The following is a 23,264-nucleotide window of genomic DNA, read 5'->3' as shown; positions in this document are numbered from 1 at the left end:
ACAGGCCGATCACTTAACACCACAAAAAGACGACGCGATTAGACGCGCACAAAGCACCCACTATACAAATCTGAAACAACACACCCACCACACAACCAANCGTGTGGCAGGGCTGTACACAGTTTCATACAGACGTTGCGGTGGTCATGGCGGAGGAGAAACACCCGGTCCCATCCCGAACCCGGAAGTTAAGCCCTCCAGCGCCGATGGTACTGCCCCCGACAGGGAGTGGGAGAGTAGGACACCGCCGCACACTAACGCACAGGAGGCGGAGCCCACACGGGCCCCGCCTCCTGCACATTCGTGTGCCCAGCCGATTCGGCGTCGAGCCGACGATGGGCTAGACTGGGCCTTCTGCCAGGGGCAACGGCCCCTCAACGGCGGATCCGCCGGTTACCCCGGGCGGCAATATCACAACAGGCTCGCGAAGGCCGACCCATCATGGTCGGCCTTTGACTGTGTGGGGCTTGAGAAATCAACAGTGGTCCGTCGATAGTCGACGGTGAGAGAGGATGAATGTTCATGGAGCCAAATGAGAACGGCTCACACCGTCGACAGGACGACCGACCAGACAATCGGGGCGGCAATGACCGTGGCGGTTTCCGTGGTCGTGATGACCGTGGCCCGCGTGATGGCGACCGTGGTGGTTTCCGTGGCGGCCGTGACAGTGACCGTGGTGGCTTCAAGGGCCGTGACGATCGTGATCGCGGTGGTTTCCGCGGCCGCGACGACCGTCGCGAAGGCGACCGTGGTGGTTTCCGCAAGGACGGCCCTCGTGAGGGTGGCTTCCGTGGTCGCGATGATGATCGTGGCGGCCGCGACAGTGGTTTCCGCCGTGACAATGACCGTGGCGGTTTCCGTGGCCGTGATGACCGTGGCCCCCGCGAAGGTGGCTTTAGGGGTCGTGACGATCGCGGTTCGCGCGATGGTGGCGGCGGTGGTTTCCGTGGCGGCCGTGACANTGACCGTGGTGGCTTCAAGAGCCGTGACGACCGTGGCCCCCGTGAGGGCGGTTTCCGTGGCCGTGATGACCGTGGCCCCCGCGAAGGNGGNTTNNGNGGCCGTGATGACCGCGGCAGTAGTGACGGTGGCTTCCGTCGCGACAATGACCGTGGTGGTTTCCGCAAGGACGGCCCTCGTGAGGGTGGCTTCCGTCGGGATAACGACCGTGGCGGTTTCCGTGGTCGTGACGACCGTGGCCCTCGTGAGGGTGGCTTCCGTGGCCGTGATGACCGTGGTCCGCGTGATGGTGGTTTCCGTGGCGGCCGTGACAATGACCGTGGTGGCTTCAAGAGCCGTGACGACCGTGGCCCCCGTGAGGGCGGGTTCCGTGGTCGTGACGACCGTGGTCCGCGTGAGGGCGGGTTCCGTGGTCGTGATGACCGTGGTCCGCGTGAGGGTGGCTTTAGGGGTCGTGACGATCGCGGTTCGCGCGATGGTGGTTTCCGTCGGGACGATCGTCGTGACGGTGACAGGGGCGGTTTCCGTGGTCGTGACGACCGTGGCCCGCGCGATGGTGGTTTCCGTGGCGGTGCCCGGGAAGACCGCGATCGTCGCCACGATCGTGAAGCGGCGGTCGCCGAGTCGCCTCGCACCGAGAGCGACGACCTCGACGTGGTCGTTACGTCTGTCGACCAGCTCGAGACCGTTACCGCCGAGGCCACGGAGATCGTGGCCGTGGACTCCGTCGGCCAGGCCGACCGAGTTCTGGACGTCGACGACGTCAACCTCGATTCCGAGGACGACGACCTTCCGATGACGGCTGAGCAGGTCGCGGCTGAGATCGGTGACCACGATGACGTTTCCGAAGACGACGATGTCAATGACCGGGGCGAGATCAGGTTGCCCGACGACGTCGACTACGCCGACTTGGACCGCGACACCCGCGCCGGCCTTCGGTCTCTCCCCAAGGGTTTGGCCGAAGCGGTCGGACTTCGACTGGTCGCCGCCGGGCAGCTGCTCGACGTGGACCCGAAGCAGGCCTTGGCGCACGCTCTCGTGGCGCGCCGGATGGCGTCGCGCATCGCGGTCGTCAGGGAGGCGGTCGGCGTCGCGGCGTATCACTCCGAGGAGTGGCAGACCGCGATCAGCGAACTCCGCACCGCGCAGCGGCTCACCGGCACCAAGAGCCACGTCGCTGTGATCGCGGACGCCGAGCGCGCGTTGGGTCGCCCCGAGCGAGCTGTCGACGCATACCGGGAAGTTAGCGACGCGGCCGATCTCGAACCGGAGATTCGGGTCGAGTTGCTGATTGTTGCCGCAGGTGCCCGCCGTGATCTCGGTCAGGGCGCGGCGAGCGTCGCAATGCTTCAGGTGCCGGAACTCGAGAGCGGGAAAGAGCCGTGGCACGAGCGACTGCGTTACGCGTACGCGGACGCTCTCGCGGCCGAGGGGCGTTTGGACGAGGCACGTGAGTGGTTCGCTCGGGTGTCGGAGTCCGACCCCGACGACGAACTCGGCGCCAACGAGCGTCTGCTCGAAATGGACGGAGTGTCGTGGTTGGCTGAACCCGAGGACGAGTCCTGAACCGGGCCCTCGGCTAGCTCGAACGTATGACCACGAGCGCCTTCGGTGCGGCGGTGTTTCCGCTGTTCACCGGGGGCGCTCTGTCGTGCCCGCTGTTCCCGGGGGCCTCCAACCTCCGCCCCATTGGTATCGAGCCTAGCTGGTCGTCGTGAATGGACGTCAAGCTAGATCGCCGCGGGTTGTGGATGGCTGAGGCATTGTGGAAAAACTAAAGTGGACTATCAGGGTGGGGGCTGCGACCGCCTTGACACGATCCGGAACCGGGATGGCTCGGGTAGTAGATCAGCCAGGCGGTGCGTCAGCGGAAGGCTCACAGCCCTAAGAGTTTTGCCACTCGAGGCGTGACATGTCGAGCACCTCACTGGACGGCGGCGATGCCCTCGTCGGCGCCGAGTATCGTCAACCGCCCGTCGAGGGGTCCAGGGGATTGAGCGCTTGAGTTCCCGGAACCGTCTGCTGCGGACGTTTGCCGGCGCCCCGGAGCGCGGGGCGTGGGTGTCCGGCACGGACGAACCGGGCAGAGGCCCTGCGGAGACGCCGACTGCCGGAAACTCCGCGATCGATAGGCTGAACGCGTGACCGAACATCGCGGACTGGCCGACAGTTCCATACCCCTGAGCGAGGCTTTCGACCTGGCGCTGCTCGACCTCGACGGCGTGGTTTACCTGATGGGCGAGCTCATTCCCGGCGCGGACGAAGCCGTCGCCGAGTTCCGCCGTCGTGGCACGGTGCGGTTCATCACCAACAACGCGTCCCGCTCCGCCGAGCAGGTCGCGGCGCTACTGACGTCGCGTGGAGTCGACGCGTCCCCGGACGAGGTACGAACCTCTGCACAAGCCCTCGCAGCCGCTCTCGCCACGCGCATACCCCAAGGCGGACGTGTTCTCATCGTCGGCACCACGGCCCTCGCTGACGAAATCGAGGCGGTCGGGCTGGTTCCGGTGCGCACCATCGACGGGGGCCCGGCCCCGGTCGCGGTGGCGCAAGGCATCTCGCCCGACGTGACCTGGCGTGACCTGTCCGGTGTTGTGACGGCGGTCAGAGCCGGCGCGTTGTGGGCCGTCACGAACCGCGACTCGACAATCCCGTCACCGACCGGTCCGTTGCCGGGCAACGGAACCCTCGTCGCGGCGGTCGTCGAAACACTCGGTCGGGCCCCGGACGTGGTGGCGGGAAAACCCGAACCGGTCATGTTCCAGCAGACGATCGACCAGTCACTCGGCATCCGTCCCATCGCGGTCGGCGATCGACACGACACCGACATCGCCGCGGCGCGTGCCGTTCGCGTGCCCAGTCTTCTCGTCCTGAGCGGAACGGCCACCCCCGCGTCGGTACTGAATCTGCCCCCGGATGCCCGCCCCGACTACCTCGGTTGGTCCCTCACCGCGCTGACGGAGCCCCACCCGCCCGTGTCGCAGGATGACTCCGACGGCGTTCACGTGTGGCGTTGCGGGCACTGGCGAGTCGAGAGTTCCCCAACCGGGTTGACCCTCACGGGAACCCAGGGAAGCCTCGAGCCCGACCACTTGGACGCTTTGCGGGCACTCACCGTCGCCGCGTGGGCCGTGGCCGACGACGGCATGGCCACACCGACTCTCACCGCCGGCGACGCGATGGCGAAGACGGCGTTGAGCGGGCTCGGGCTCGTCGGAGACTGAAACCCGAACGTCGGCGGTGTGGCCGACCGTTCGCTACATCATTCCCTTGAGCTTCAACAAGTCCATCAGGTTCGCCTTGACCTTGACGCGACCGGACGCGAACGCCTTCGCGAAGTCGAGCGACCCGTCGACAAATGCCACCAGATCATCCGATGTGGTCGTCAGGCGGATCTGGGCGTCGGGAGCGTCGCCGTCGGCGATGTCGACGAGCGCGCCGTCCTTGAACCGTCCGTTGAACGACACGTCGAGATCCGTGATGTCACAGGCCAGTTTCCGGTCGAAGTTGACCTTTTTCTGGACCTTGGCGCTGTTCTCCGCGATGTTGGCGGCGAACGCGTTCAAGGCGGTTCTGCATTCCTCGATGGTTGCCATGTGAATCTCCGCATCTGATGGACGAAACCAACGGTTGGCACGGTACCGTATCGGTTCTTTGGCGCCCGAGAGGTAGCGTAACCACAGAGAAACCTGGGATGGAGGCGACGATGCAGGACGCGTGGCGCGAGTACCTTGAATTGGCGTTGGGTGTGACGGAGGCGTCGCGGCGCAGAGCCGCGGACGTCGTGCGGACCATCGCCGAACAGAGCGGAGCGAAGATCTCCGACCTGCAGGGCATGGCGGAAGAACTCGTGACAACGGGTATGGCCAACCGGGAGGGCTTGGCGAAACTCGTCCGTTTCGAACTCGACAGGGCTCTCGGCAAGGTCGGGCTGGCGACGGGTGACGAGGTCGCCGAACTCGCCGCTCGTGTTCAGCGGCTCGAAAGTGAACTCCGCCAGGCGAAGGCCAAAGCCGCAGAGTCCGAGAAGTCGGACGAGGCTCCCACGAAACAGCCCGTCAAGAAGACGGTGAAGAAGGCTGCCGCGAAGAAGACGGTGAAGAAGACCGTCAAGAAAGCGGCGAAGAAGACCGTCAAGAAGACCACGAAGCCCGAGACGGCATGAGCTTCTCCCCATCTGATCTGGCCAAACGCTCGACAGTCGACGAATTCGACGAGACGGCAGTGACCGATCGGATCACGGCTTCACTCGAACCGCTGCGTACTCTCGGAGATCTCGCGACTCCCGAACACGTCGAGGTGTTCGAGGCCGTGCAGAAGGCACTCGCCGACGCGTTGTCGACCGTCGACGACGCCTGACCACGAAAGACGATCATGGCGGCACGACGGCGGTTGGACGCCGAATTGGTCCGGCGCAACCTCGCGCGTTCGCGGGCTCACGCGGCGGAACTGATCGCGGCGGGGCACGTTCTGGTGAAGGGTTTCGTCGCGACGAAACCGGCGGCGACGGTCGACCCGGCCGATCCTGTTCGACTCGTCGGCGACACCGACGACTACGTGTCTCGTGGAGCCCACAAGCTTCTCGGCGCCCTGGCGGCGTTCCGGCCGCTCGGCGTCGACCCTGCGGGGGCCCGCTGTCTCGACGCCGGTGCGTCCACCGGGGGTTTCACCGACGTTCTACTGCGTGCCGGAGCGAAGCAGGTCGTCGCCGTGGACGTCGGCTATGGACAGTTGGCGTGGTCGCTGCGCACCGACGACCGGGTCGTCGTTCACGACAGGACCAACGTCCGGCACCTCACCCCCGAGGCGATCGGTGGCCCGGCCGACCTGACCGTCGCCGACCTGTCATTCATCTCGCTCACCCTCGTCCTGCCGGCGTTGACGGCGTGCACCAGCGATGGCGGCGTGATCGTGCCGATGGTCAAACCACAGTTCGAGGTCGGCAAGGACCGTGTCGGGTCCGGTGGAGTCGTCCGGGACGTCGCCGTCCGCGCCGACGCCGTCATCGACGTCGCGGCGAGCGCGCGAGGACTCGGTTGGGGCGCGGTCGGTGTGGCCGTCAGCCCGCTGCCGGGCCCATCCGGGAATGTCGAGTTCTTCTGTGCGTTGAAACGGGGCGCCGAGCCGATCGGTGACGATGAGATCCGTCGCATCGTCGCGGAAGCCGGTGACCCGTCCGCGAAGAAGGAGAACGCCCGTGAATGACTCGACCGAGGACGCCTCCCGTCGTGTCCTACTCGTCACCCACACGGGCCGGGAGGACATCGCGGAGCGAGTGACGACCATCGTCGAATGTCTGCGCCGCAACGGTTTTGAGGTACTCGCGCTCGCCGATGAGCTTTCTGAGATGCGGCTGGCCGGGGTGTCTCCGTTGGAGCCGGACGACGACGCGCGCGGCGTCGAGACGGTCGTGGCGGTCGGTGGGGACGGTACGTTCCTGAGGGCGGCGGAGTTGGCGCGACCGCATGGGATTCCGCTGTTGGGCGTGAATCTCGGCCGTGTCGGTTTCCTCGCCGAGGTCGAACTGTCCGACATGCATTCCATCGCCGAGCGGATGGCGGCGCGTGACTACGACGTCGAGGAACGGCTCACGGTCGACGCGGTCGTGGAGCACGACGGACTGGTCGTCGCGTCCACTTGGGCGCTCAACGAGGCGACGGTCGAGAAGGGACAACCGGCGCGGATGCTGGAGGTCCTCATCGAGATCGATGGACGCAAACTGTCGCGGTACGGCTGTGACGGTGTCGTGTGCGCGACGCCGTCGGGTTCGACCGCGCACGCGATGTCGGCCGGTGGACCTGTCGTGTGGCCGGGTGTCGAGGCGCTCCTGCTCGTTCCGATCAGCGCGCACGCGTTGTTCTCGCGTCCGCTCGTCGTCGCCCCGACCTCGACTATGACGATCACTGTGGAGCCTTACGCGCCGCCGGCGGTCTTGACGTGCGACGGTCGTCGTACGTTCCTGTTGCCGCCCGGCGCGACCGTGACCCTGCGTCGAGGCGCGCTTCCCGTGCGGGTCATGCGGTTGACGCAGCGGCCTTTCACCGATCGGCTGGTCGCGAAGCTGGCTTTGCCCGTCGACGGGTGGCGCGGGCACCGCATCACATAGAGGTCGTCCCGTTGTCTCAGGTCGTGCGAGGCATGGTTCAGGGTGTCACTCGGCAACGCGGTCGATGGCGTTCTGACGTTGCCGTAGCCGATCTGCTGGGTAGCGGGATTTAGTCGGGCGTGGGGTCGGAGTGTCGCTCGTTCGCGGTCCATCCGCGGGCGACGGGACGGTGTTCGGCGACCCCGATACGTGGTGGTGCGACGACTTTCCCTGATGGGCGGCCGTTTCCGGCCCCGGTGTCCGGTTTCGGTTCCCGGCGCCGGTGGCAACTATCGGACCCTGCCACTAGGGTCTCTTAATGTGCTGGAAGAGCTTCGTATTACCGGGCTTGGCGTGATCGAGGACGCCACACTGCCCCTTTCGGATGGATTGACCGTCATCACCGGTGAGACCGGCGCCGGGAAGACCATGGTGGTCGCGGGTCTCGGGCTCCTGTTCGGTGGCCGAGCCGACGCGGGCCGTGTTCGCCCCGGCGAAAAGAAAGCCATTGTGGAGGGACGGTTGGCGGTGGGCTCCGCCACCGAGGAACTGCGGCAGCGCGTCACCGACGCGGGCGCGGACATCGACGGTGGTGAACTTTTGATCAGTCGCACCCTGACCGCCGAGGGTCGTTCGCGGGCCCACGTCGGCGGGCGCTCCGCTCCGGTCGGGCTTCTCTCCGACATCGGCGCGCACGTGCTGTCCGTGCACGGACAGTCCGATCAGATGCGTCTCGTTCAGCCCGGCGAGCAGCGGGCCGCGCTCGATCGGTACGCGGGGCCCGATCACGACAAGATCGCCGCCGCGTACCGCGAGGTGTATCAACAATGGATCGACGTCGTCGCCGAGCTCGCCGATCGCACGGCAAACGCGCGCGAACGCGCCCGTGAGGCGGACGTTCTCAAACTCGGTCTCACCGAGATCGAGCGTGTCGCCCCGAATCCCGGTGAGGACGCGGAGCTCGCGGACGCGGCGAAGCGTCTGGAGTCCGCCGAGGTCCTGCGGAGTGCCGCCGTGGCCGCCTATGGCGCCTTGAGCGGTGGTGACGAGGACGGCGGTGGGGGAGCCGACGCCGCTTCGCTCGTCGGGACGGCGTATCGGGCCCTGGCCGCGCAGACGGCGACGGACCGGACGTTGGGGGAGCTGTCGGATCGGCTCGAAACGGCCGTCGCGAGCATCAACGACGTCGCGCTGGAGCTGTCGGGCTACCTCGACGCCCTCGACGCCGACCCTGATCGGCTCGCCCAGATCTTCGAGCGTCGTGCGGCGCTCAAGGGCCTCACGCGCAAGTACGCCGAGGACATCGACGGTGTGCTCGCGTGGGCCGCGACCGCTTCGGCACGGCTGGAGGCGCTCGATGTCTCCGATGAGGCGATCGCGGCGTTGGAGGCCGAGCGCGACAGGTTGACCGAGGAAGTCACGCGGGCCGCCGTCGAGCTGTCGCGTTCGCGCGTGTCGGCCGCCGGCCGTTTCGGTGCGGCCGTGACCGAGGAGCTCGCCGGGTTGGCGATGCCGCACGCGTCCGTGATCGCCGCGGTGACGCCACGACCCGCGGGTCGTGGGATGGCGTCGGTCAGCATCGACGGGATCGATTACGGCGCGGGGCTGGACGGTGTCGACGAGGTCGAGCTGCAGTTGTGTCCGCACCCCGGTGCGTCCCCGACAGCCATCCAAAAGGGAGCATCGGGTGGTGAGCTGTCTCGGGTCATGTTGGCGATCGAGGCGGTATTCGCCGGTGCGGGTGGGCCGCCCACGCTCGTGTTCGACGAGGTCGACGCAGGTGTCGGCGGGGCCGCGGCCGTGGAGATCGGTCGTCGACTCGCGCGGCTCGCGACGCGGCACCAGGTCCTGGTCGTGACGCACCTGCCGCAGGTCGCGGCGTTCGCCGATCGACATCTCGTAGTGAGCAAGGACACTGCGGGGGCGGTGACCGTATCGGGTATTCGCCGCGTGGAGGACGCTGAACGTGCTCGCGAGTTGGCCCGTATGCTTGCCGGAATGCCGGACAGCCACCTCGGGATCGCGCACGCCGAGGAATTGCTGGCGGTCGCGGCCAAGAGTAAGAATCGTTGACGGCGACACGGTGGCGTCGATTGCGAGGATGTGGCGGCATCCGAGCGCGAGGCCGTCACTCCTTCGAGTGACATGACACGACGCTGACTGGCCATTATGGTCGGTTTCGGGGGTCATGTGATCCGCGTGATCGTCGACGAGAACGCAAGAGCCAGACAAGAGTTGGCGATTCACGGCGCGGCGCGCGTCGGTTTGTCGTGAACCAAATGTCAAGATTGAGAAGATGCGTCTACCTACATTGCGCCTTCCGGGTCGGAGGGGTGACCGCGAGGTCGCCGCTGACACCATCGTCGGTACCGTGAAACTGGATCGCCGCACCAAACGGCTCGCGGCGCGAATCAATCCCGGTCAGATCGCCGTCATCAACCACATGGACATCGACCGCGTGGCCGCCGACTCACTGGTGGCCGCCGAAGTCGCGGCCGTCGTCAACGCCAAACCGTCCATTTCGGGTCGATACCCGAACCTGGGGCCGGAGGTGTTGGTCAACGCGGGAATCGCGGTGATCGACAACGTCGGTGAGGAGATCTTCGACGAGGTTCGCGAGGGCAGCGAGCTTCGGATCGTCGACGGCGACGTCTACTCGGGTGAAACGCTCGTGGCGTCCGGACAGCGTTACGACGCGGAATCGGTGGCCGCGGCGATGGCCGACGCCCGCGAGGGCCTGTCGGTGCAGTTGGAGGCGTTCGCCGCCAACACGATGGAGTACCTGAAGCGGGAACGCGAACTGCTGCTCGACGGCGTCGGCATCCCCGACGTCGACACCGAGTTCGCCGGCCGCCACTGCCTCATCGTCGTGCGCGGCTATGACTACAAAGAGGACCTCGAGGTCTTGCGGCCGTACATCCGCGAGTTCAAGCCGGTCCTCGTCGGTGTCGACGGCGGCGCGGACGCGCTCGTCGAGGCCGGATACACCCCCGACATGATCGTGGGTGACATGGATTCGGCGTCCGACGACGTGCTGCGGTGTGGTGCGGAGATCGTCGTTCACGCGTACTCGGACGGGCGCGCACCGGGCCTCCCCCGAGTGGAGAAGCTCGGCGTTCCCGCCAAGACCTTCCCCGCCGCCGCGACCAGCGAGGACATCGCGATGCTCATGGCGGACGAGAAGGGCGCGACCATGATCGTCGCGGTGGGCACGCACGCGACTCTCGTCGAGTTCCTCGACAAAGGCCGGGCGGGTATGGCGTCGACGTTCCTGACCCGGTTGCGGGTCGGTGGGAAACTCGTCGACGCGAAGGGCGTCTCCCGGCTCTACAAGCAGAACGTCCCCGTCTCCGCCATGGTTCTGTTGGTGTTGTCGGCAGTCGCGGCGATGGCGGCCGCGATTGGGGTGTCGACAGTCGGTCAAGCGTTCCTCGAAGTCGTCGCCGACTGGTGGGACGGGTTGATCTTCCAGATTCAGAGGCTATTTTCTTGATTAATTTCCGCTATCACATCGTGTCGGTGACGGCCGTGTTCCTGGCGTTGGCGATCGGGCTGATCCTCGGCACGGCCGCGCTGAACGGCCCCACCGTCGACGCGTTGTCGGACACGGTGAGCTCCCTGCGGGCCGACAATCAGGCCCTGCGCGACGAAGTCGTCCAACTCGAGGAGGACGCCTCGACGGACCCCGAACTCGCCAGCCAGATCGCCCCCGCCGCGCTCGCCAACACCTTGGAGGACGAGCGGGTGCTCGTGCTGTCGATCGGTTCGGCCGATCCCGCCGACGTCGAATCGGTCGTCAAGATGCTCGGCTACAGCAAGGCGTCCGTCACGGGGCAGCTCAACTTCCTCGAAGGTTTCGCCGACCCCGCCAACTCCGGGCCGCTCCTCGACGTCGTCAAGGAGACCACGCCCCCCGACGTCGAACCGCCGAACAACGCCAACGGCGCCGAGTCGGTCGCGGGTCTGCTCGCGGCCGTGCTCCTCGAGAACGACGCCGAGATCACCACGAACGACCGCAAGGCGCTCCTGACGGCCCTGGCGGAACTGCAACTGGTCAGTTATGAAGCGATCCCGACGAAGACCGCCACGGCCGTCGTCATCGTCGCCGGCAAGCCCTTCTCGGACGCGACCGCGCCCGAGAAGAACGCCAACGTCGTCACCTTCGCCGACCAGTTCGCGCTCGCCGGTCCGACCGTCCTCGCGGCGCCGACCACCGTCGGTGAGGGCAACCCCGTCGTGACCGTGATCGCCGACCCCGACCTCACCACCAAACTATCCACGGTGGACAACGTGTCGCGGCCGGAAGGTCAGCTCGCGACCGTGCTGGCGCTCGTCGAGCGCATCGGCGGCGACGCCGGGCACTACGGCACGGGCGATGAGGCGACCTCCCTCGTTCCGCAACCCTGACGCGCCGACCTGGCGCCCCCCGACACCCTGACCACACATACACATTGGAGCCAGATGTGGGTTTCCTGTCTCGCAACGCCCGCAAGCTGCTGATCGTCGGCGCGGGCGCGGTGGCGGCCCGGGCCGCCATGAAGGCCATCAGCTCGACCTCCGCAGCGTCCACGTTGGAGCGACGGAACCATCACGGCGGCATCGTGAGTCTCAAGGAGGGCCCCGCCGCCGCGATCGGCGCGACGACCGGCGCGGTCATCGGGGCGCGACGTCCGTCCGAGGCCGCCGCCGCCGCGATCGCGGGCCTCGGCTCCGGCGCCGTCGGGCTGTATGACGACGTCGTCGGCGCCCGGCCCGAGCACACCGCGAAAGGCCTGCGAGGGCACCTGCTGGCGCTCACCGAGGGACGCGTCACCAGCGGCGCCCTGAAGGTCCTCGGAGCGGGCCTGTCCGGCCTCGCCGCCGCGGCGCTCATCGACGCCGACGGAGGTCGTGAGGTCCGCGGCGGCAAGATCGGCCGCGTCACCCACACGATGCTCGGAGCGGGCGTCATCGCGGGCATGGCCAACCTCATGAACCTGTTCGACCTGCGTCCCGGCCGGGCGCTGAAGGTCGCCACCGCCGTCACCGGCCCCCTGTCTGGCCGCGATGACGCGTCGGGCCGCATCGCCCTCGGGACGATGGGCGCGGCGAGCGCGTTGCTTCCCGAGGACCTCAGCGAGGAGACGATGTTGGGTGACTGCGGGGCGAACGCGCTCGGCGCGCTCATGGGCCTGTCCCTCGCGGCGCGCAGCGGCCCGGTGGTGCGGGGAGCGCTGCTCGCCGGAATCACCGCGCTCACCCTGACGAGCGAGAAGGTCAGCTTCACCCAGGTCATCGCCGACACGCCGGTGCTGCGGCACCTCGACGAGTTCGGCCGGAAGTCGCCCAACCGGTGAGCGGCGACCGACAAGCCGCTGACACGACGGTCTCGTCGATGGCTGGCCAGGTCGGTCGCGGCGCGACGGTCATCGCGTCGCTGACGGCGGTGTCCCGGATCGTCGGGTTCGGCCGGATCCTCGTCCTGACCTGGGCGGTCGGCATCGGGCAGGTCCTGGACGTCTACAACACGGCCAGCCGGGTACCGAACATCCTGTACGAGATCGTCGCGGGCGGGGCGCTCGCCAGCCTCGTGATCCCGTTGCTGGCGGCGCCCCTGGCGCGACACGAACCGGACGTCGTCAACCGGACCGCCTCCGGCCTCCTGACGTGGACGCTGCTCGTCCTCACCCCGATGGGCGCGGTGGTGGCGTTCCTGGCCCGGCCGATCATGACGCTGCTGGCGGGCGGCGGCACCGATCCAGCGGAGCTCGAGATGGGCGCCCGCATGATCGCGGTCTTCGCCCCGCAGCTGCCGCTGTACGGCGTCGGCATCGTCCTGACGGGGATCCTGCAGGCGCACCGCCGATTCGCGTGGCCCGCGATCGCGCCACTGCTGTCGAGCGTGACCGTCATCATCGCGTACACGGCGTACGCGGTCCTGGCCCCGCCCGGGTTGTCCGCCGCGAACATGCCGCTGCGATACGAGCTGATCCTGTCGATCGGGACGACGGCGGCGACGGTCGTCATGTCGCTGTGTCTGCTCATTCCATTGCGGAAGGTCGGCTTCCGGTACCGCCCGACGTTGCGGTTCGGAGGTGCCGAGGTCAGCAGACAGGTGCGGTCCTTGGCGATCGCCGGGGCCGTCACGACCGGGGCGTGGCAGCTCGCGCTGCTGTTGATCCTGAACCTGACCAACGGCGGGCCGGTCGGCACCGTCGCGATCTTCACGCTCGCGCAGACGTTGTTCATGCTGCCGTGGGGTGTGTTGGCGGTGCCGTTGGCGACGTCGGCGTACCCGGAGCTCGCCGAAGCGTACGGAATCGGGGACCGGGACCGCTACGCGGAGACCTTGGCGAAGACCACGCGGGTGTTGCTGTTGCTGTCGATGCTCGGTGCCGCGGCACTGGCGGGTCTGGCGCGGCCGTTGGCGAACGTGTTCAAGGAGATTGGCAACAAGGGCGAGGTCCCGGTCGACGAGGTCGCGCGGACGTTGACGGAGACGATCGTCATGCTCGCCCCCGGTCTCGTCGGTTTCGCGCTGTTCGCGTTGCTGACGCGGGCGTTGTACGCGGCCGGGGCGGCGGCGGCCGCCGCCGNGGCGACGGCCGGAGGCTGGGCCGTCGTCTACATTGCTTCCATTGTGTTCAGTCAGTCGCTTCCGATTGAGGACCGGGCGTTCGCGGTCGCGACCGGGCACACCGTCGGTATGACGGTGCTCGGAGCGCTGCTGTTGTTGACAGTGGTGCGCCGTGTCGGACGTGTCGCGCTGGCGGGTACCCTGCGCTCAGGCATGGTAGGCCTGATCGCCGCCGCGGTTTCGGCGGGCGCGGGCTGGTGGGTGACGCGGTGGTGGGACGAGCGGGCGTCGCTGTTCGACTTCGTGATCGCGACCGTGGCGGGAGGCGTCGTCATCTTGATCGTGTTCGCCGTCGTCGCGGTGATCGGTGACGGCCGCGAAGCCCGCCGACTAGTACGTACTTTGTGGACTCGAATACGACGGTGACGAGTGGCATCGGAAAGGATGAGCGTGAGCGGTAGGCGCATCGCACAGGTACTTGGCACGACGACCGGAGGTATCGGCACGCATGTGGCGTCGGTGACGCGGGGGTTTCTCGAGCGCGGCGACCGAGTGAGCGTCTACGGTCCTCGGGCGACCGACGAACAGTTCGGATTCTCGGCCGCGGGTGCTCGGTTCGTGCCAGTGGAGATCTCACCGACACCACATCCGCTGCGCGACGCGACGGCGATCGCGTCGCTGCGTCGGGTGCTGCACGCGACGGCGGGGGTCGCCCCCGACGTCGTCCACGCGCACGGCATGCGCGCCGGACTCGTGTCGCGGCTGGCCCGACCGGCCGCGTCACCCTTGGTCGTCACGTGGCACACCCACCTCAACCCGGTGGGCAACAAGGGAAAGCTGTTGAGAGCAGCCGAGATGGCGGTCGCGCGCGGCGCCGACGTGTGCCTGTGCACCGATCCGGGGCAGGTGGGTCACCTCGTCGACTCGGGCGGACGTGACGTTCGCTGCATCCCCGTCGTCGCACCGCCGCTGGCGGAGCCGGCCGTCGCCGTCGACCAGATGAAGGCCCAGCTGGGGGCGACCGATCGCCCGCTGATCCTCAGCATCTCCCGGCTGCACCCGGTCAAACGCCTCGACGTGCTCATCGACGCCGCCGCACGGTGGGCGTCGCTCGATCCGGCTCCGAAGGTCGTCATCGCCGGTGACGGGCCGCTGCGGCGGGAACTCTCGGAGCACATTCATCGAACCGGCGCCGACGTGACCCTCCTGGGACACCGGACGGACCCGGCGGATCTTCTCGCCGCCGCCGACATCGCCGTGCTCACCAGCGATTCCGAGGCTCGACCGTTGTTCGCCCAGGAGGCGTTGCACGCCGAGACCCCCCTGGTCGCCACCCGTGCGGGAGGGACGGCCGACCTCGTCGGCGACGGCGCCCTCCTCGTCGACACCGGAGACGTCGACGGCGTCGACGCCTCCGTCCGTCGGCTTCTCGCCTCGCCGAAGCTGGTGACGGAACTGGTCGACGCGGGTCGTCGGCAGGCGAAGACATGGCCGTCCAACAAGGACAGCATTGACCACCTTGACGCGCTGTATCAGGAACTCACTGGACGATGACGCCACCGGACCGCGATTCCGCGACCCGCTCCACGACTTGGTCGGGCCGCACGGCCGACCGGACCAAGCGCCTACTGCGAACCCATCGACGGGTCCTCGTCGGATGGGTGATCGTCGCGATCACCGGTGTGATCGTGGCCAGCCAGTTGTTCCCGGGGCACACCCCCGTCAGAGTCCCAGAGGGACAGTCGCAGCACTCGATCGTCGTCGGCGTGTCCGGCCTGCGTTGGGCCGACGTCAACCCCTCGACGACCCCGACGCTGTGGCGCCTCGCGGAGACCGGCGCCGTCGGCTCCCTCGTCGCCGAGTCCGAGTCGCTTCCGACCTGCCCTCTCGACGGCTGGCTCACCCTGTCGGCGGGGGCACGCGCCGACGGCGGCACCGCCCTACGTGAGAACGGCGCCTGTCCCGCGCTTCCGTCCACGGACGTCGAAGTGGACGAATCCGGCGGCGCGGCGATCGAGTCCGTCGTCGTCACCGCCGACCGGAACCGCGAGGAGTACCAGGGCGTCGAGATCGGCGCGCTCGCCGAGTCGGTGCGTTGTTCGGTCGCTATCGGCCCGGGCGCGGCCTTCGGCGCCGTCCGCCCGACGGGGCGCGTCGACCAGTACATCCCGGCGCTGCCGGCCGAGTCCGACGACGTCGGGCCTCTACTGCGGCGCTGCGCGCTGACCCTGATCGACCTCGGCACCCTGTCGGAGAACCCGACGACGCGGTCGCGTCAGCTCTCGGAGCTGGACGACCAGCTCGCCCGCGTCAACGAAGCCCGGCCCGAGGACTCCACGATCACCGTGGCGGGCCTCGCCGAGACGTCCGCGACGCAGCACCTGCACGCCGTCATGGTCAACGGTGAGGGCTTCACGGGCTGGTTGACGTCCGCCGGCTCGGGACGCGAGGGCTACCTGCGTCTCATCGACCTCGCGCCGACGGCGGTCTCCGTCCTCGATCGTCCGCTCCCGACGCCGTTCGCGGGTTCGCCCGCCGGTGTCGTCGAGGAGCGCGACGCCCCGATCGCCAAGGTGGTCGCCGAACTCACCGACTCCGACATCGAGGCCGCCGCGCAACAGGACGCGGTCAACGTGTTCCTGCTCGCGTTGACCGTCGCGATCCTCGCGTTGTTCGTCTTCGCCGCGACCGTCCTGCATCGAATCCGGCGCGGCGCCGGGCCGATCGGGCGTCGACCCCCGACGATTTGGACGTTCCGCGTGCTCGTCAGCGTCGCGTGCGCGCTGTCGTTGACGTTGCCCGCCGCGACGCTCGTCGACGTCGTGCCGTGGTGGCGCGCGGATCACACCATGATCGCGCTCCTTGTATCCACAGTGGTCATTGTTGTGGCGTTGACGGCGCTCGCGCTGTTGGCCCCGCGGCGCCGCTCTCCGATGGGCCTGATGATCACGGTTAGTCTCGTCGGTCTGCTCGTCGTGGGCGTCGACATCCTCACCGGCGGGGGACTTCAGTTCGGTGGAGTCACCGCCTACACGACGTCGAACAGCGCCGGTAACGCCACGCTCGGGCCGCTCGGCTTCGGGGTGTTCGCGACCTCGCTGCTGATGGCGTCCGGCTGCGCCGCGCAGGGACTTCCCCGTCCGTACCGGCCGATCGCGATCGCGCTCGCCGGCAGCGTCGGCGTTCTCTTGGTGGGCAGCCCGTATCTCGGCGACGACCCGTCCGGAGCCATCGCGTTGACCGTCGGAATCTGTCTCGCCGCGGGCATCTCCACGGGCGGGTGGTTGACGTTCGGCCGCTTCGCCTGGTCCGCGTTCGCCGGTCTCGGGCTTCTGCTCGTGCTGGCGATCGCCGACGTCACCCGCCCCGAATCGGAGCGCGGTGCGCTCGGTGGTTTTCTCGCGGATATGTTCAGCGGCAACGGCATGGGCAGGATCAGGGCCATTATGGAGTCCGATGTGGTCGCGGTCGGCAACGCGCTGACCGTCCTGCTCATCGGGTCGATCGTGTTCGGATGGAGCGTCTTGCTGCCGCCGTCGGGCGGATTGAAGCGTTCCTTCGGCCTGTACCCGAGCGCCCGGGCCGGTTTCGTCGGCGCGATCGTGGCGACACTGCTGGGAGGTTTGTTGGGGGGCAGCGGTTTCGTTCCCGTCGGCGCCGCGGCGTCGATCACGATGCCGTTGGCGATCATCATGGCCCTACGCGTGCTCGCTCGAGCGCACGTGCGTGACGGCCGATCGATGCCCGCCGATCTCGACATCCCGGTCCGGCCCGACGTGATCGCAGCTGATCAAGGTGTTACCGTGGAATCCCGTGGATGACCGCCACACTCGGTTTACGACCACGGGAGAGGGCATTGGCCAGCACCGGTTCTCATCAGGCACGTACCAAACACATCTTCGTCACCGGGGGTGTGAGCTCGGCCCTCGGTAAAGGCTTGACGGCCTCCAGCCTCGGCACCCTCCTGACCTCGCGTGGCCTCCACGTCGTTATGCAGAAGATCGACCCGTACCTCAACGTCGATCCGGGGACGATGAATCCGTTCGAGCACGGCGAGGTCTTCGTCACCGATGACGGTGCCGAGACCGATCTCGACGTGGGCAACTACGAGCGTTTCCTCGACCGGGGCCTGTCCCGGCGCTCTTGCATCACCACGGGGCAGATCTACTCGGACGTCATCGCCAAGGAACGTCGCGGCGAGTACCTCGGCGACACGGTGCAGGTGATCCCGCACATCACGAACGAGATCAAGGCCCGCATCCGCGCGATGGCCGAACCCGACACCGACGACGCGGCGGGGCGCATTCCCGACGTCGTCATCACCGAGGTCGGCGGGACCGTCGGCGACATCGAGTCGCTGCCGTTCCTGGAATCGATCCGGCAGCTGCGGCACGATGTCGGCCGCGACAACTGCCTGTACATTCACGTGTCGCTCGTGCCGTACCTGGCCGCCAGCGGTGAACTCAAGACCAAGCCGACGCAGCACTCGGTTGCCGCGCTGCGCAACATCGGCATCCAGCCCGATGTGATCGTGTGCCGCAGCGATCGGGAACTGCCCGAGGCCTTGAAGAACAAGATCGCGTTGTTCTGCGACGTCGACACCGAGGCCGTCATCTCGGCCGCGGACTCCCGCAGCATCTACGACATCCCGAAGCGGATGCACAGCGAGGGCCTCGACGCCTACGTCGTTCGCCGTCTCGACCTGCCGTTCAAGGACGTCGACTGGACGGCGTGGGACGACCTGCTCGACCGCGTGCATCACCCTCGTCGTGAGATCACCGTCGCGATCGTCGGAAAGTACGTCGGCCTGCCCGACGCCTATCTCTCCGTTGTGGAGGCTGTCCGGGCGGCGGCGTTCTCCCATCACACGAAGGCGAACATCCGCTGGGTCGAGAGCAGTTCCTGCTCCTCTCCGGAGGCGACCGCCGAGGCGCTCGCCGGTGTCGACGGCGTCGTCATCCCGGGTGGGTTCGGCGCGAGAGGCGTCGAGGGGAAGATCAACGCGATCCGGTACACCCGTGGCAACGGCATCCCGACGCTCGGACTGTGCCTCGGTCTGCACTGCATGACGATCGAGGTCCTGCGTGACGTGGCGGGCCTGGCCGGGGCCAACTCGGAGGAGTTCGACGCCACCTGCGAACACCCTGTGATCTCGACGATGGCCGACCAGACGGACATCGTCGCGGGCAAGGGCGACATGGGAGGAACCATGCGGCTCGGCGCCTACACCGCCGAACTGGCGCCCGGGTCGATCGTCGCCGAGGCGTACGGCACCACGACCGTCAGCGAACGACACCGTCACCGCTACGAGGTCAACAACGCCTATCGGGACGCCCTCGGGAAATCGGGTTTCATCCTCAGTGGCGTGTCTCCGGACGGAAAGCTCGTGGAGTTCCTGGAATTGGAGCGCGAACTGCACCCGTTCTTCGTGTCCACTCAGGCCCATCCCGAGCTGAAGTCGCGTCCGACCCGCCCGCATCCGTTGTTCGCGGCGTTTATGGGCGCGTCTCTGACATACGCGACGGCGGACGAACTGGCCATCCCGGAGTTGACCGAGCAGCAGGCCGGCTGAGTCGTCGGCGCGGATTCGGCGACGGTCTAACGTCCGTCGTATATCTAGTGGACAGTTGAGAAGGGATCATCGTGGCGCACGAGTACACGGTCGAGGACAGTCGGACGGTCTATTCCGGCTTCTTCGACGTCGTCAACGATCGAGTGGCGATGCCCGGCGGCGACTCCGCCGACCGGGTCTATCTGCGGCACCCCGGCGCGGTCGCGGTCGTCGCGCTCGACGATGCCGGACGCGTGTTGCTGGTGCGCCAGTATCGGGCGCCGGTGGGGCGGTTCCTCTGGGAACTCCCCGCCGGTCTGCGCGATGTGGACGGTGAGGATCCGAGCGAGACCGCCCGACGTGAACTCGCCGAAGAGGCCGATCTCCTCGCCGGATCCATGGAACCCCTGCTCGATGTCTTCGCCAGTCCGGGCTGCAGCGACGAGCGGATCCAGATCTATCTCGCCCGTGGTCTCACCGCTGTTCCGTCGGAACAGGCGCACACCCGTACTCATGAGGAGGCGGAGCTCGAGACTCGCTGGTGGGACCTCGACGAGGCACTCGCCGCGATCGCCGACGGCCGAATCAGGAACAATATCTGCGTCAGCGGACTCCTCGCCGCCGCACAGTCGCGATAACGCGACATATTCCTTTGATTCGATGGGTAGAAGTGCAACCGGCGAGTAGAAAATAAAGAGGAGTCGGTCTATTGACACAGAATCGACGGCCATGCAAGGCTGATCGCGCCAATCTCGTACACTGCCGCGGCGGGGCGAATTTGGCCCGAATGACGGGTGTCGTCACTCGGTTTCAACCCGTTATGGAACGTACGCCGCCGATGACGGTGCCGGTGGGATCCGCGAAGGCCATGTCGGCTTTCAGGCACTGAACGGCGGCGAGTCCGCACGCTTGTTGAGAAAGGCAACCAGTCAGGTGAAGGTCGGGATACCTCGCGAGGTCAAGAACCACGAATACCGAGTGGCGATCACGCCCTCGGGCGTGCACGAGTTCGTGCAGGCCGGTCATGAGGTCGTCATCGAGGCGGGCGCCGGTCTCGGTTCCTCCATTCCAGATGAGGACTACGTCGCCGCGGGAGCGCGCATGCTCCCCAGCGCCGATGAGGTGTGGGGTGAGGCTGACCTCATCCTGAAGGTCAAGGAGCCCATCGCCTCCGAGTACCACCGCATGCGCCCCGGTCAGGTTCTGTTCACGTACCTGCACCTGGCCGCGTCGCGTGAATGCACCGACGCGCTGCTCGAGCGCAAGGTCACCGGCATCGCCTACGAGACGGTCGAGACCCTCGACGGCGCGCTGCCCCTGCTGGCCCCGATGAGCGAGGTCGCCGGGCGGCTCGCGCCGCAGGCGGGCGCCTACCACCTGATGCGTCAGGGCGGTGGCCGCGGCGTCCTCATGGGCGGCGTCTCCGGCGTTCACGCGGCGCGTGTCGTCGTCATCGGCGCGGGCGTGTCCGGCATGAACGCCGCCGCGATCGCCCTCGGCATGCAGGCGGAAGTCCAGCTGCTCGACAAGAACATCGACAAGCTGCGCGCCGCCGACCGGATCTACCAGGGCCACCTGCAGACCGTCGCGTCGAACTCCTTCGAGATCGAGAAGGCCGTCCTCGACGCCGACCTCGTCATCGGAGCGGTCCTCGTGCCCGGCGCGAAGGCCCCGACCCTGATCAGCAACGAACTGGTGTCGCGCATGAAGCCCGGCAGCGTCCTCGTCGACATCGCGATCGACCAGGGCGGTTGCTTCGAGGACTCGCACGCCACCACCCACGCGGACCCGGTCTACTCGGTCCACGACTCCCTGTTCTACTGCGTCGCGAACATGCCCGGCGCCGTCCCGCACACGTCGACGTACGCGTTGACGAACGTGACGCTGCCGTACGCGCTCGAACTCGCCAACCACGGTTGGCGTGACGCGCTCCGTCGCGACCGCGCCCTCGCGATGGGTCTCAACACCCACGACGGGCACGTCGCCTACGGTCCGGTCGCCGACGCGCACGACCTGTCGGTGCAGAAGCTTGAGGAGATCCTGGTCTGAGGCCGTTGCCGCTGGGTGAGGTGATCGGGGCCTTCCTCGATCACCTCACCGTCGAGCGTGGACATTCTCGGAACACGTTGGCCGCGTATCGCCGCGACCTCGACCGCTACCGGTCCTGGCTCGGCGGACGCGGCCTCGCCGATCTCCGGTCCGTCACGAACGCGCACACGACGGCCTTCGTCGCCGATCTGGCCAGCGCGGACGAGGGGGCGCTGTCCGCCCGGTCGGTCGCCCGCGTCGTCAGCACTCTTCGCGGCCTGCACCGCTTCGCGCTCGCGGACGGTCTGCTGGAAGTCGACGCCACCGCCGACGTGGTCGCCCCTCGCGCCCCATTGCGTCTGCCGAAGGCCGTAGCGGTGGAGGACGTCGAGCGCCTGTTGTCCGCGGCGACCGTCGTCGACGCCGACGGGCCGCGCGGCCTGCGGGACCTGGCGCTCCTGGAGTTCCTTTACGGCACCGGGGCCAGGGTCAGCGAGGCGGTCGGGGCCGATGTCGACGATGTGGACACCGACGCCGGTCAGGTCCTGCTGCGAGGCAAGGGCGGCAAGCTCCGGACGGTCCCACTCGGCGGATACGCGGTGCGCGCGATCGAGGGGTATCTGGTGCGCGGCAGGCCAGCGTTGCGGCCGGGCGGACACCACAAGCTGTTCGTCAACTCGAGGGGCGGGGCGCTGACCCGTCAAGGTGCGCACCTGATCCTGACCCGGGTCGCCGAGTGCGCCGGGCTGCCGTCGGGAATCGGACCGCACACACTGCGGCACTCCTTCGCGACGCACCTTCTGGACGGTGGCGCGGACGTCCGGGTGGTCCAGGAACTCTTGGGACACTCGTCTGTGACGACGACGCAGATTTATACACTTGTCACAGTCGATAGGCTACGAGAGGTGTACGCGACATCGCACCCGAGAGCGCGATGACCTCACCCGGTGCCTCATGGGCAAAGCCGTTGTGCCGCTTGGATCCGGCGCGGCAGGTAGCGGTTGGTGGGTGCTATGGCGTAAGGTCGACAAGCGCGGGCACCACGAACCGCGAGTCGCGCAGCCGTCTGCTCCTGACCACCGGTCAGGTGGAAGAGGACGGTCGGTCGATCGGCCTCGACGGCGCCGGACTCATCGCAGGAGGGCGTTAATGAACAGCACGGAAAACGACGACAAGTGGGCGGCACTTCGTGGTGTGACACAGCCGATGTCCGATGGCGACGGTGAGGTCGGTATCGGTGACCCGGAGTCGTACACCGGGCGCGGCGAGATTCCGCAGCCCCAGCCGTTGGAACGGCACGGCCCCGCCCGTGTCGTGGCGATGGCCAACCAGAAGGGCGGCGTCGGTAAGACCACGACGACGATCAACCTCGGTGCCGCGCTCGCCGAATACGGACGCAAGGTCCTGCTCGTCGACTTCGACCCGCAGGGCGCGTTGTCCGTCGGCTTCGGCGTCAATCCGCACACCCTCGAGCTCACCGTCTACAACCTTCTGATGCAGAGCGATGTGTCCATTGAGGATGTCATCGTGAAGACGAACGTCGCGGGACTCCACGTGCTCCCCGCGAACATCGACCTCTCGGCGGCGGAGATCCAGCTCGTCAACGAGGTCGCTCGTGAACAGACGCTCGCCCGCCTGCTGCGCCCGGTCATGAGCGAGTACGACTTCATCATCATCGACTGTCAGCCGTCGCTCGGTCTGCTCACCATCAACGCCCTCACCGCCGCCCACGGCGTGCTCGTGCCGCTCGAGTGCGAGTTCTTCAGCCTTCGCGGTGTCGCGTTGCTCCTCGACACGATCGACAAGGTCCGTGAGCGGCTGAACTTCGACCTGGAGCTCGACGGCATCCTCGCCACCATGTACGACTCCCGCACGACGCACTCACGCCAGGTCCTCCAACGTGTCGTCGAAGCCTTCGGGGACCGCGTCTATCAGACGGTCATCACCCGCACGGTGCGCTTCCCCGAGACGACCGTCGCGGGCGAGCCGATCACGACGTGGGCACCGGCGTCCTCGGGAGCGCGCGCCTATCGGCAGCTCGCGCGAGAGGTCATCGCGGCTCAGGACGATCGCCGCTAGCGGCG

At 67.6% G+C, this 23,264-nt stretch carries 18 protein-coding genes, 1 rRNA gene and 3 pseudogenes; 21 read left to right on the top strand and 1 reads right to left on the bottom strand.

The features are described 5' to 3' along the window. Positions 1 to 136 precede the first annotated feature (136 nt). The 4 genes and pseudogenes from rrf to ACM9NP_RS01235 all read left to right on the top strand — a co-directional run bounded on the left by rrf (position 137) and on the right by ACM9NP_RS01235 (position 4,184). A 5S ribosomal RNA gene (gene rrf / locus ACM9NP_RS01250) occupies positions 137 to 253 on the top strand. Positions 254 to 1,057: 804 nt separating this feature from the next. Further along, positions 1,058 to 1,759, top strand: a pseudogene (locus ACM9NP_RS01245) (hypothetical protein); the annotation flags it as partial. Continuing rightward, a complete protein-coding gene (locus ACM9NP_RS01240; RefSeq protein ID WP_415644656.1) occupies positions 1,672 to 2,526 on the top strand; it encodes a tetratricopeptide repeat protein in 855 nt (284 codons plus the stop codon). The pseudogene ACM9NP_RS01245 and the gene ACM9NP_RS01240, both read left to right, overlap by 88 nt. Positions 2,527 to 3,101: 575 nt before the next feature. After that, on the top strand, positions 3,102 to 4,184 hold the full coding sequence (locus tag ACM9NP_RS01235) for an HAD-IIA family hydrolase (RefSeq protein WP_415644655.1): 1,083 nt from the start codon (positions 3,102 to 3,104) through the stop codon (positions 4,182 to 4,184). Positions 4,185 to 4,217: 33 nt separating this feature from the next. On the opposite strand, the gene ACM9NP_RS01230 is transcribed toward ACM9NP_RS01235, so the two are convergent. After that, positions 4,218 to 4,556, bottom strand: coding sequence for an SCP2 sterol-binding domain-containing protein (locus tag ACM9NP_RS01230; protein WP_415644654.1), 339 nt, complete (start codon positions 4,554 to 4,556; stop codon positions 4,218 to 4,220). A 110-nt stretch (positions 4,557 to 4,666) separates the two neighbouring features. On the opposite strand from ACM9NP_RS01230, the gene ACM9NP_RS01225 reads away from it, so the two are divergent. The 17 genes and pseudogenes from ACM9NP_RS01225 to ACM9NP_RS01145 all read left to right on the top strand — a co-directional run bounded on the left by ACM9NP_RS01225 (position 4,667) and on the right by ACM9NP_RS01145 (position 23,259). Continuing rightward, the gene (locus ACM9NP_RS01225) at positions 4,667 to 5,125 is read left to right on the top strand and encodes a hypothetical protein (RefSeq protein ID WP_415644653.1); all 459 of its coding nucleotides are present in this window, start codon (positions 4,667 to 4,669) and stop codon (positions 5,123 to 5,125) included. Continuing rightward, positions 5,122 to 5,319: a hypothetical protein gene (locus ACM9NP_RS01220; protein ID WP_415644652.1), complete on the top strand. Its 198-nt coding sequence runs from the start codon at positions 5,122 to 5,124 to the stop codon at positions 5,317 to 5,319. The genes ACM9NP_RS01225 and ACM9NP_RS01220 overlap by 4 nt, the downstream gene beginning before the upstream one ends. A 15-nt stretch (positions 5,320 to 5,334) precedes the next feature. Next, on the top strand, positions 5,335 to 6,165 hold the full coding sequence (locus ACM9NP_RS01215) for a TlyA family RNA methyltransferase (protein WP_415644651.1): 831 nt from the start codon (positions 5,335 to 5,337) through the stop codon (positions 6,163 to 6,165). Continuing rightward, complete coding sequence (locus ACM9NP_RS01210) at positions 6,098 to 7,066, top strand: NAD kinase (protein WP_415644650.1); 969 nt, start codon at positions 6,098 to 6,100, stop codon at positions 7,064 to 7,066. Before ACM9NP_RS01215 ends, ACM9NP_RS01210 begins: the two co-directional genes overlap by 68 nt. 300 nt (positions 7,067 to 7,366) lie before the next feature. Beyond that, a complete protein-coding gene (gene recN / locus ACM9NP_RS01205) occupies positions 7,367 to 9,118 on the top strand; it encodes a DNA repair protein RecN (protein WP_415644649.1) in 1,752 nt (583 codons plus the stop codon). Between the two features lie 223 nt (positions 9,119 to 9,341). Next, entirely contained in the window at positions 9,342 to 10,538 is a 1,197-nt protein-coding gene (steA, locus tag ACM9NP_RS01200; RefSeq protein WP_415644648.1) for a putative cytokinetic ring protein SteA, read from the top strand. Continuing rightward, complete coding sequence (locus ACM9NP_RS01195) at positions 10,535 to 11,452, top strand: copper transporter (RefSeq protein ID WP_415644647.1); 918 nt, start codon at positions 10,535 to 10,537, stop codon at positions 11,450 to 11,452. Before steA ends, ACM9NP_RS01195 begins: the two co-directional genes overlap by 4 nt. A gap of 128 nt (positions 11,453 to 11,580) precedes the next feature. Beyond that, on the top strand, positions 11,581 to 12,381 hold the full coding sequence (locus ACM9NP_RS01190) for a hypothetical protein (RefSeq protein WP_415644667.1): 801 nt from the start codon (positions 11,581 to 11,583) through the stop codon (positions 12,379 to 12,381). A gap of 38 nt (positions 12,382 to 12,419) precedes the next feature. Then, a pseudogene (gene murJ / locus ACM9NP_RS01185) lies at positions 12,420 to 13,620 on the top strand (murein biosynthesis integral membrane protein MurJ); the annotation flags it as partial. 1 nt (position 13,621) lies between these two features. Further along, positions 13,622 to 14,027, top strand: a pseudogene (locus ACM9NP_RS01180) (hypothetical protein); the annotation flags it as partial. 24 nt (positions 14,028 to 14,051) lie between these two features. After that, positions 14,052 to 15,155 (top strand): glycosyltransferase family 4 protein, encoded by a 1,104-nt coding sequence (locus ACM9NP_RS01175; protein WP_415644646.1) that lies wholly within the window; start codon positions 14,052 to 14,054, stop codon positions 15,153 to 15,155. Next, positions 15,152 to 17,422 (top strand): hypothetical protein, encoded by a 2,271-nt coding sequence (locus ACM9NP_RS01170; protein WP_415644645.1) that lies wholly within the window; start codon positions 15,152 to 15,154, stop codon positions 17,420 to 17,422. The genes ACM9NP_RS01175 and ACM9NP_RS01170 overlap by 4 nt, the downstream gene beginning before the upstream one ends. Then, the gene (locus ACM9NP_RS01165; RefSeq protein ID WP_415644644.1) at positions 17,419 to 19,173 is read left to right on the top strand and encodes a CTP synthase; all 1,755 of its coding nucleotides are present in this window, start codon (positions 17,419 to 17,421) and stop codon (positions 19,171 to 19,173) included. Before ACM9NP_RS01170 ends, ACM9NP_RS01165 begins: the two co-directional genes overlap by 4 nt. Before the next feature lie 71 nt (positions 19,174 to 19,244). Next, positions 19,245 to 19,790, top strand: a complete 546-nt coding sequence (locus tag ACM9NP_RS01160) for an NUDIX domain-containing protein (RefSeq protein WP_415644643.1) — start codon at positions 19,245 to 19,247, stop codon at positions 19,788 to 19,790. 295 nt (positions 19,791 to 20,085) lie between these two features. Continuing rightward, positions 20,086 to 21,201 carry an alanine dehydrogenase gene (ald, locus tag ACM9NP_RS01155; protein ID WP_415644666.1) on the top strand — a complete coding sequence of 372 codons (1,116 nt, stop codon included), beginning with the start codon at positions 20,086 to 20,088 and terminating at the stop codon, positions 21,199 to 21,201. A 5-nt stretch (positions 21,202 to 21,206) separates the two neighbouring features. After that, positions 21,207 to 22,118, top strand: a complete 912-nt coding sequence (locus ACM9NP_RS01150) for a site-specific tyrosine recombinase XerD (protein ID WP_415644642.1) — start codon at positions 21,207 to 21,209, stop codon at positions 22,116 to 22,118. Between the two features lie 268 nt (positions 22,119 to 22,386). Beyond that, positions 22,387 to 23,259: a ParA family protein gene (locus ACM9NP_RS01145; RefSeq protein ID WP_415644665.1), complete on the top strand. Its 873-nt coding sequence runs from the start codon at positions 22,387 to 22,389 to the stop codon at positions 23,257 to 23,259. Positions 23,260 to 23,264: the final 5 nt, after the last annotated feature.

The sequence above is a fragment of the Stackebrandtia soli genome (assembly GCF_965137155.1).
Lineage (GTDB): Bacteria > Actinomycetota > Actinomycetes > Mycobacteriales > Micromonosporaceae > Stackebrandtia > Stackebrandtia soli.
Note: the sequence above shows the minus strand (reverse complement) of the source record. Positions and strands in the feature narration are given on the sequence as shown.

Coding starts and splice junctions, on each gene's coding strand:
- ACM9NP_RS01230 (WP_415644654.1), bottom strand. CDS start 4,556: ATGGCAACCATCGAGGAATGCAGAACCGCCTTGAACGCGTTCGCCGCC.
- ACM9NP_RS01225 (WP_415644653.1), top strand. CDS start 4,667: ATGCAGGACGCGTGGCGCGAGTACCTTGAATTGGCGTTGGGTGTGACG.
- ACM9NP_RS01220 (WP_415644652.1), top strand. CDS start 5,122: ATGAGCTTCTCCCCATCTGATCTGGCCAAACGCTCGACAGTCGACGAA.
- ACM9NP_RS01215 (WP_415644651.1), top strand. CDS start 5,335: ATGGCGGCACGACGGCGGTTGGACGCCGAATTGGTCCGGCGCAACCTC.
- ACM9NP_RS01210 (WP_415644650.1), top strand. CDS start 6,098: ATGAGATCCGTCGCATCGTCGCGGAAGCCGGTGACCCGTCCGCGAAGA.
- steA (WP_415644648.1), top strand. CDS start 9,342: ATGCGTCTACCTACATTGCGCCTTCCGGGTCGGAGGGGTGACCGCGAG.
- ACM9NP_RS01190 (WP_415644667.1), top strand. CDS start 11,581: ATGAAGGCCATCAGCTCGACCTCCGCAGCGTCCACGTTGGAGCGACGG.
- ACM9NP_RS01170 (WP_415644645.1), top strand. CDS start 15,152: ATGACGCCACCGGACCGCGATTCCGCGACCCGCTCCACGACTTGGTCG.
- ACM9NP_RS01165 (WP_415644644.1), top strand. CDS start 17,419: ATGACCGCCACACTCGGTTTACGACCACGGGAGAGGGCATTGGCCAGC.
- ACM9NP_RS01145 (WP_415644665.1), top strand. CDS start 22,387: ATGTCCGATGGCGACGGTGAGGTCGGTATCGGTGACCCGGAGTCGTAC.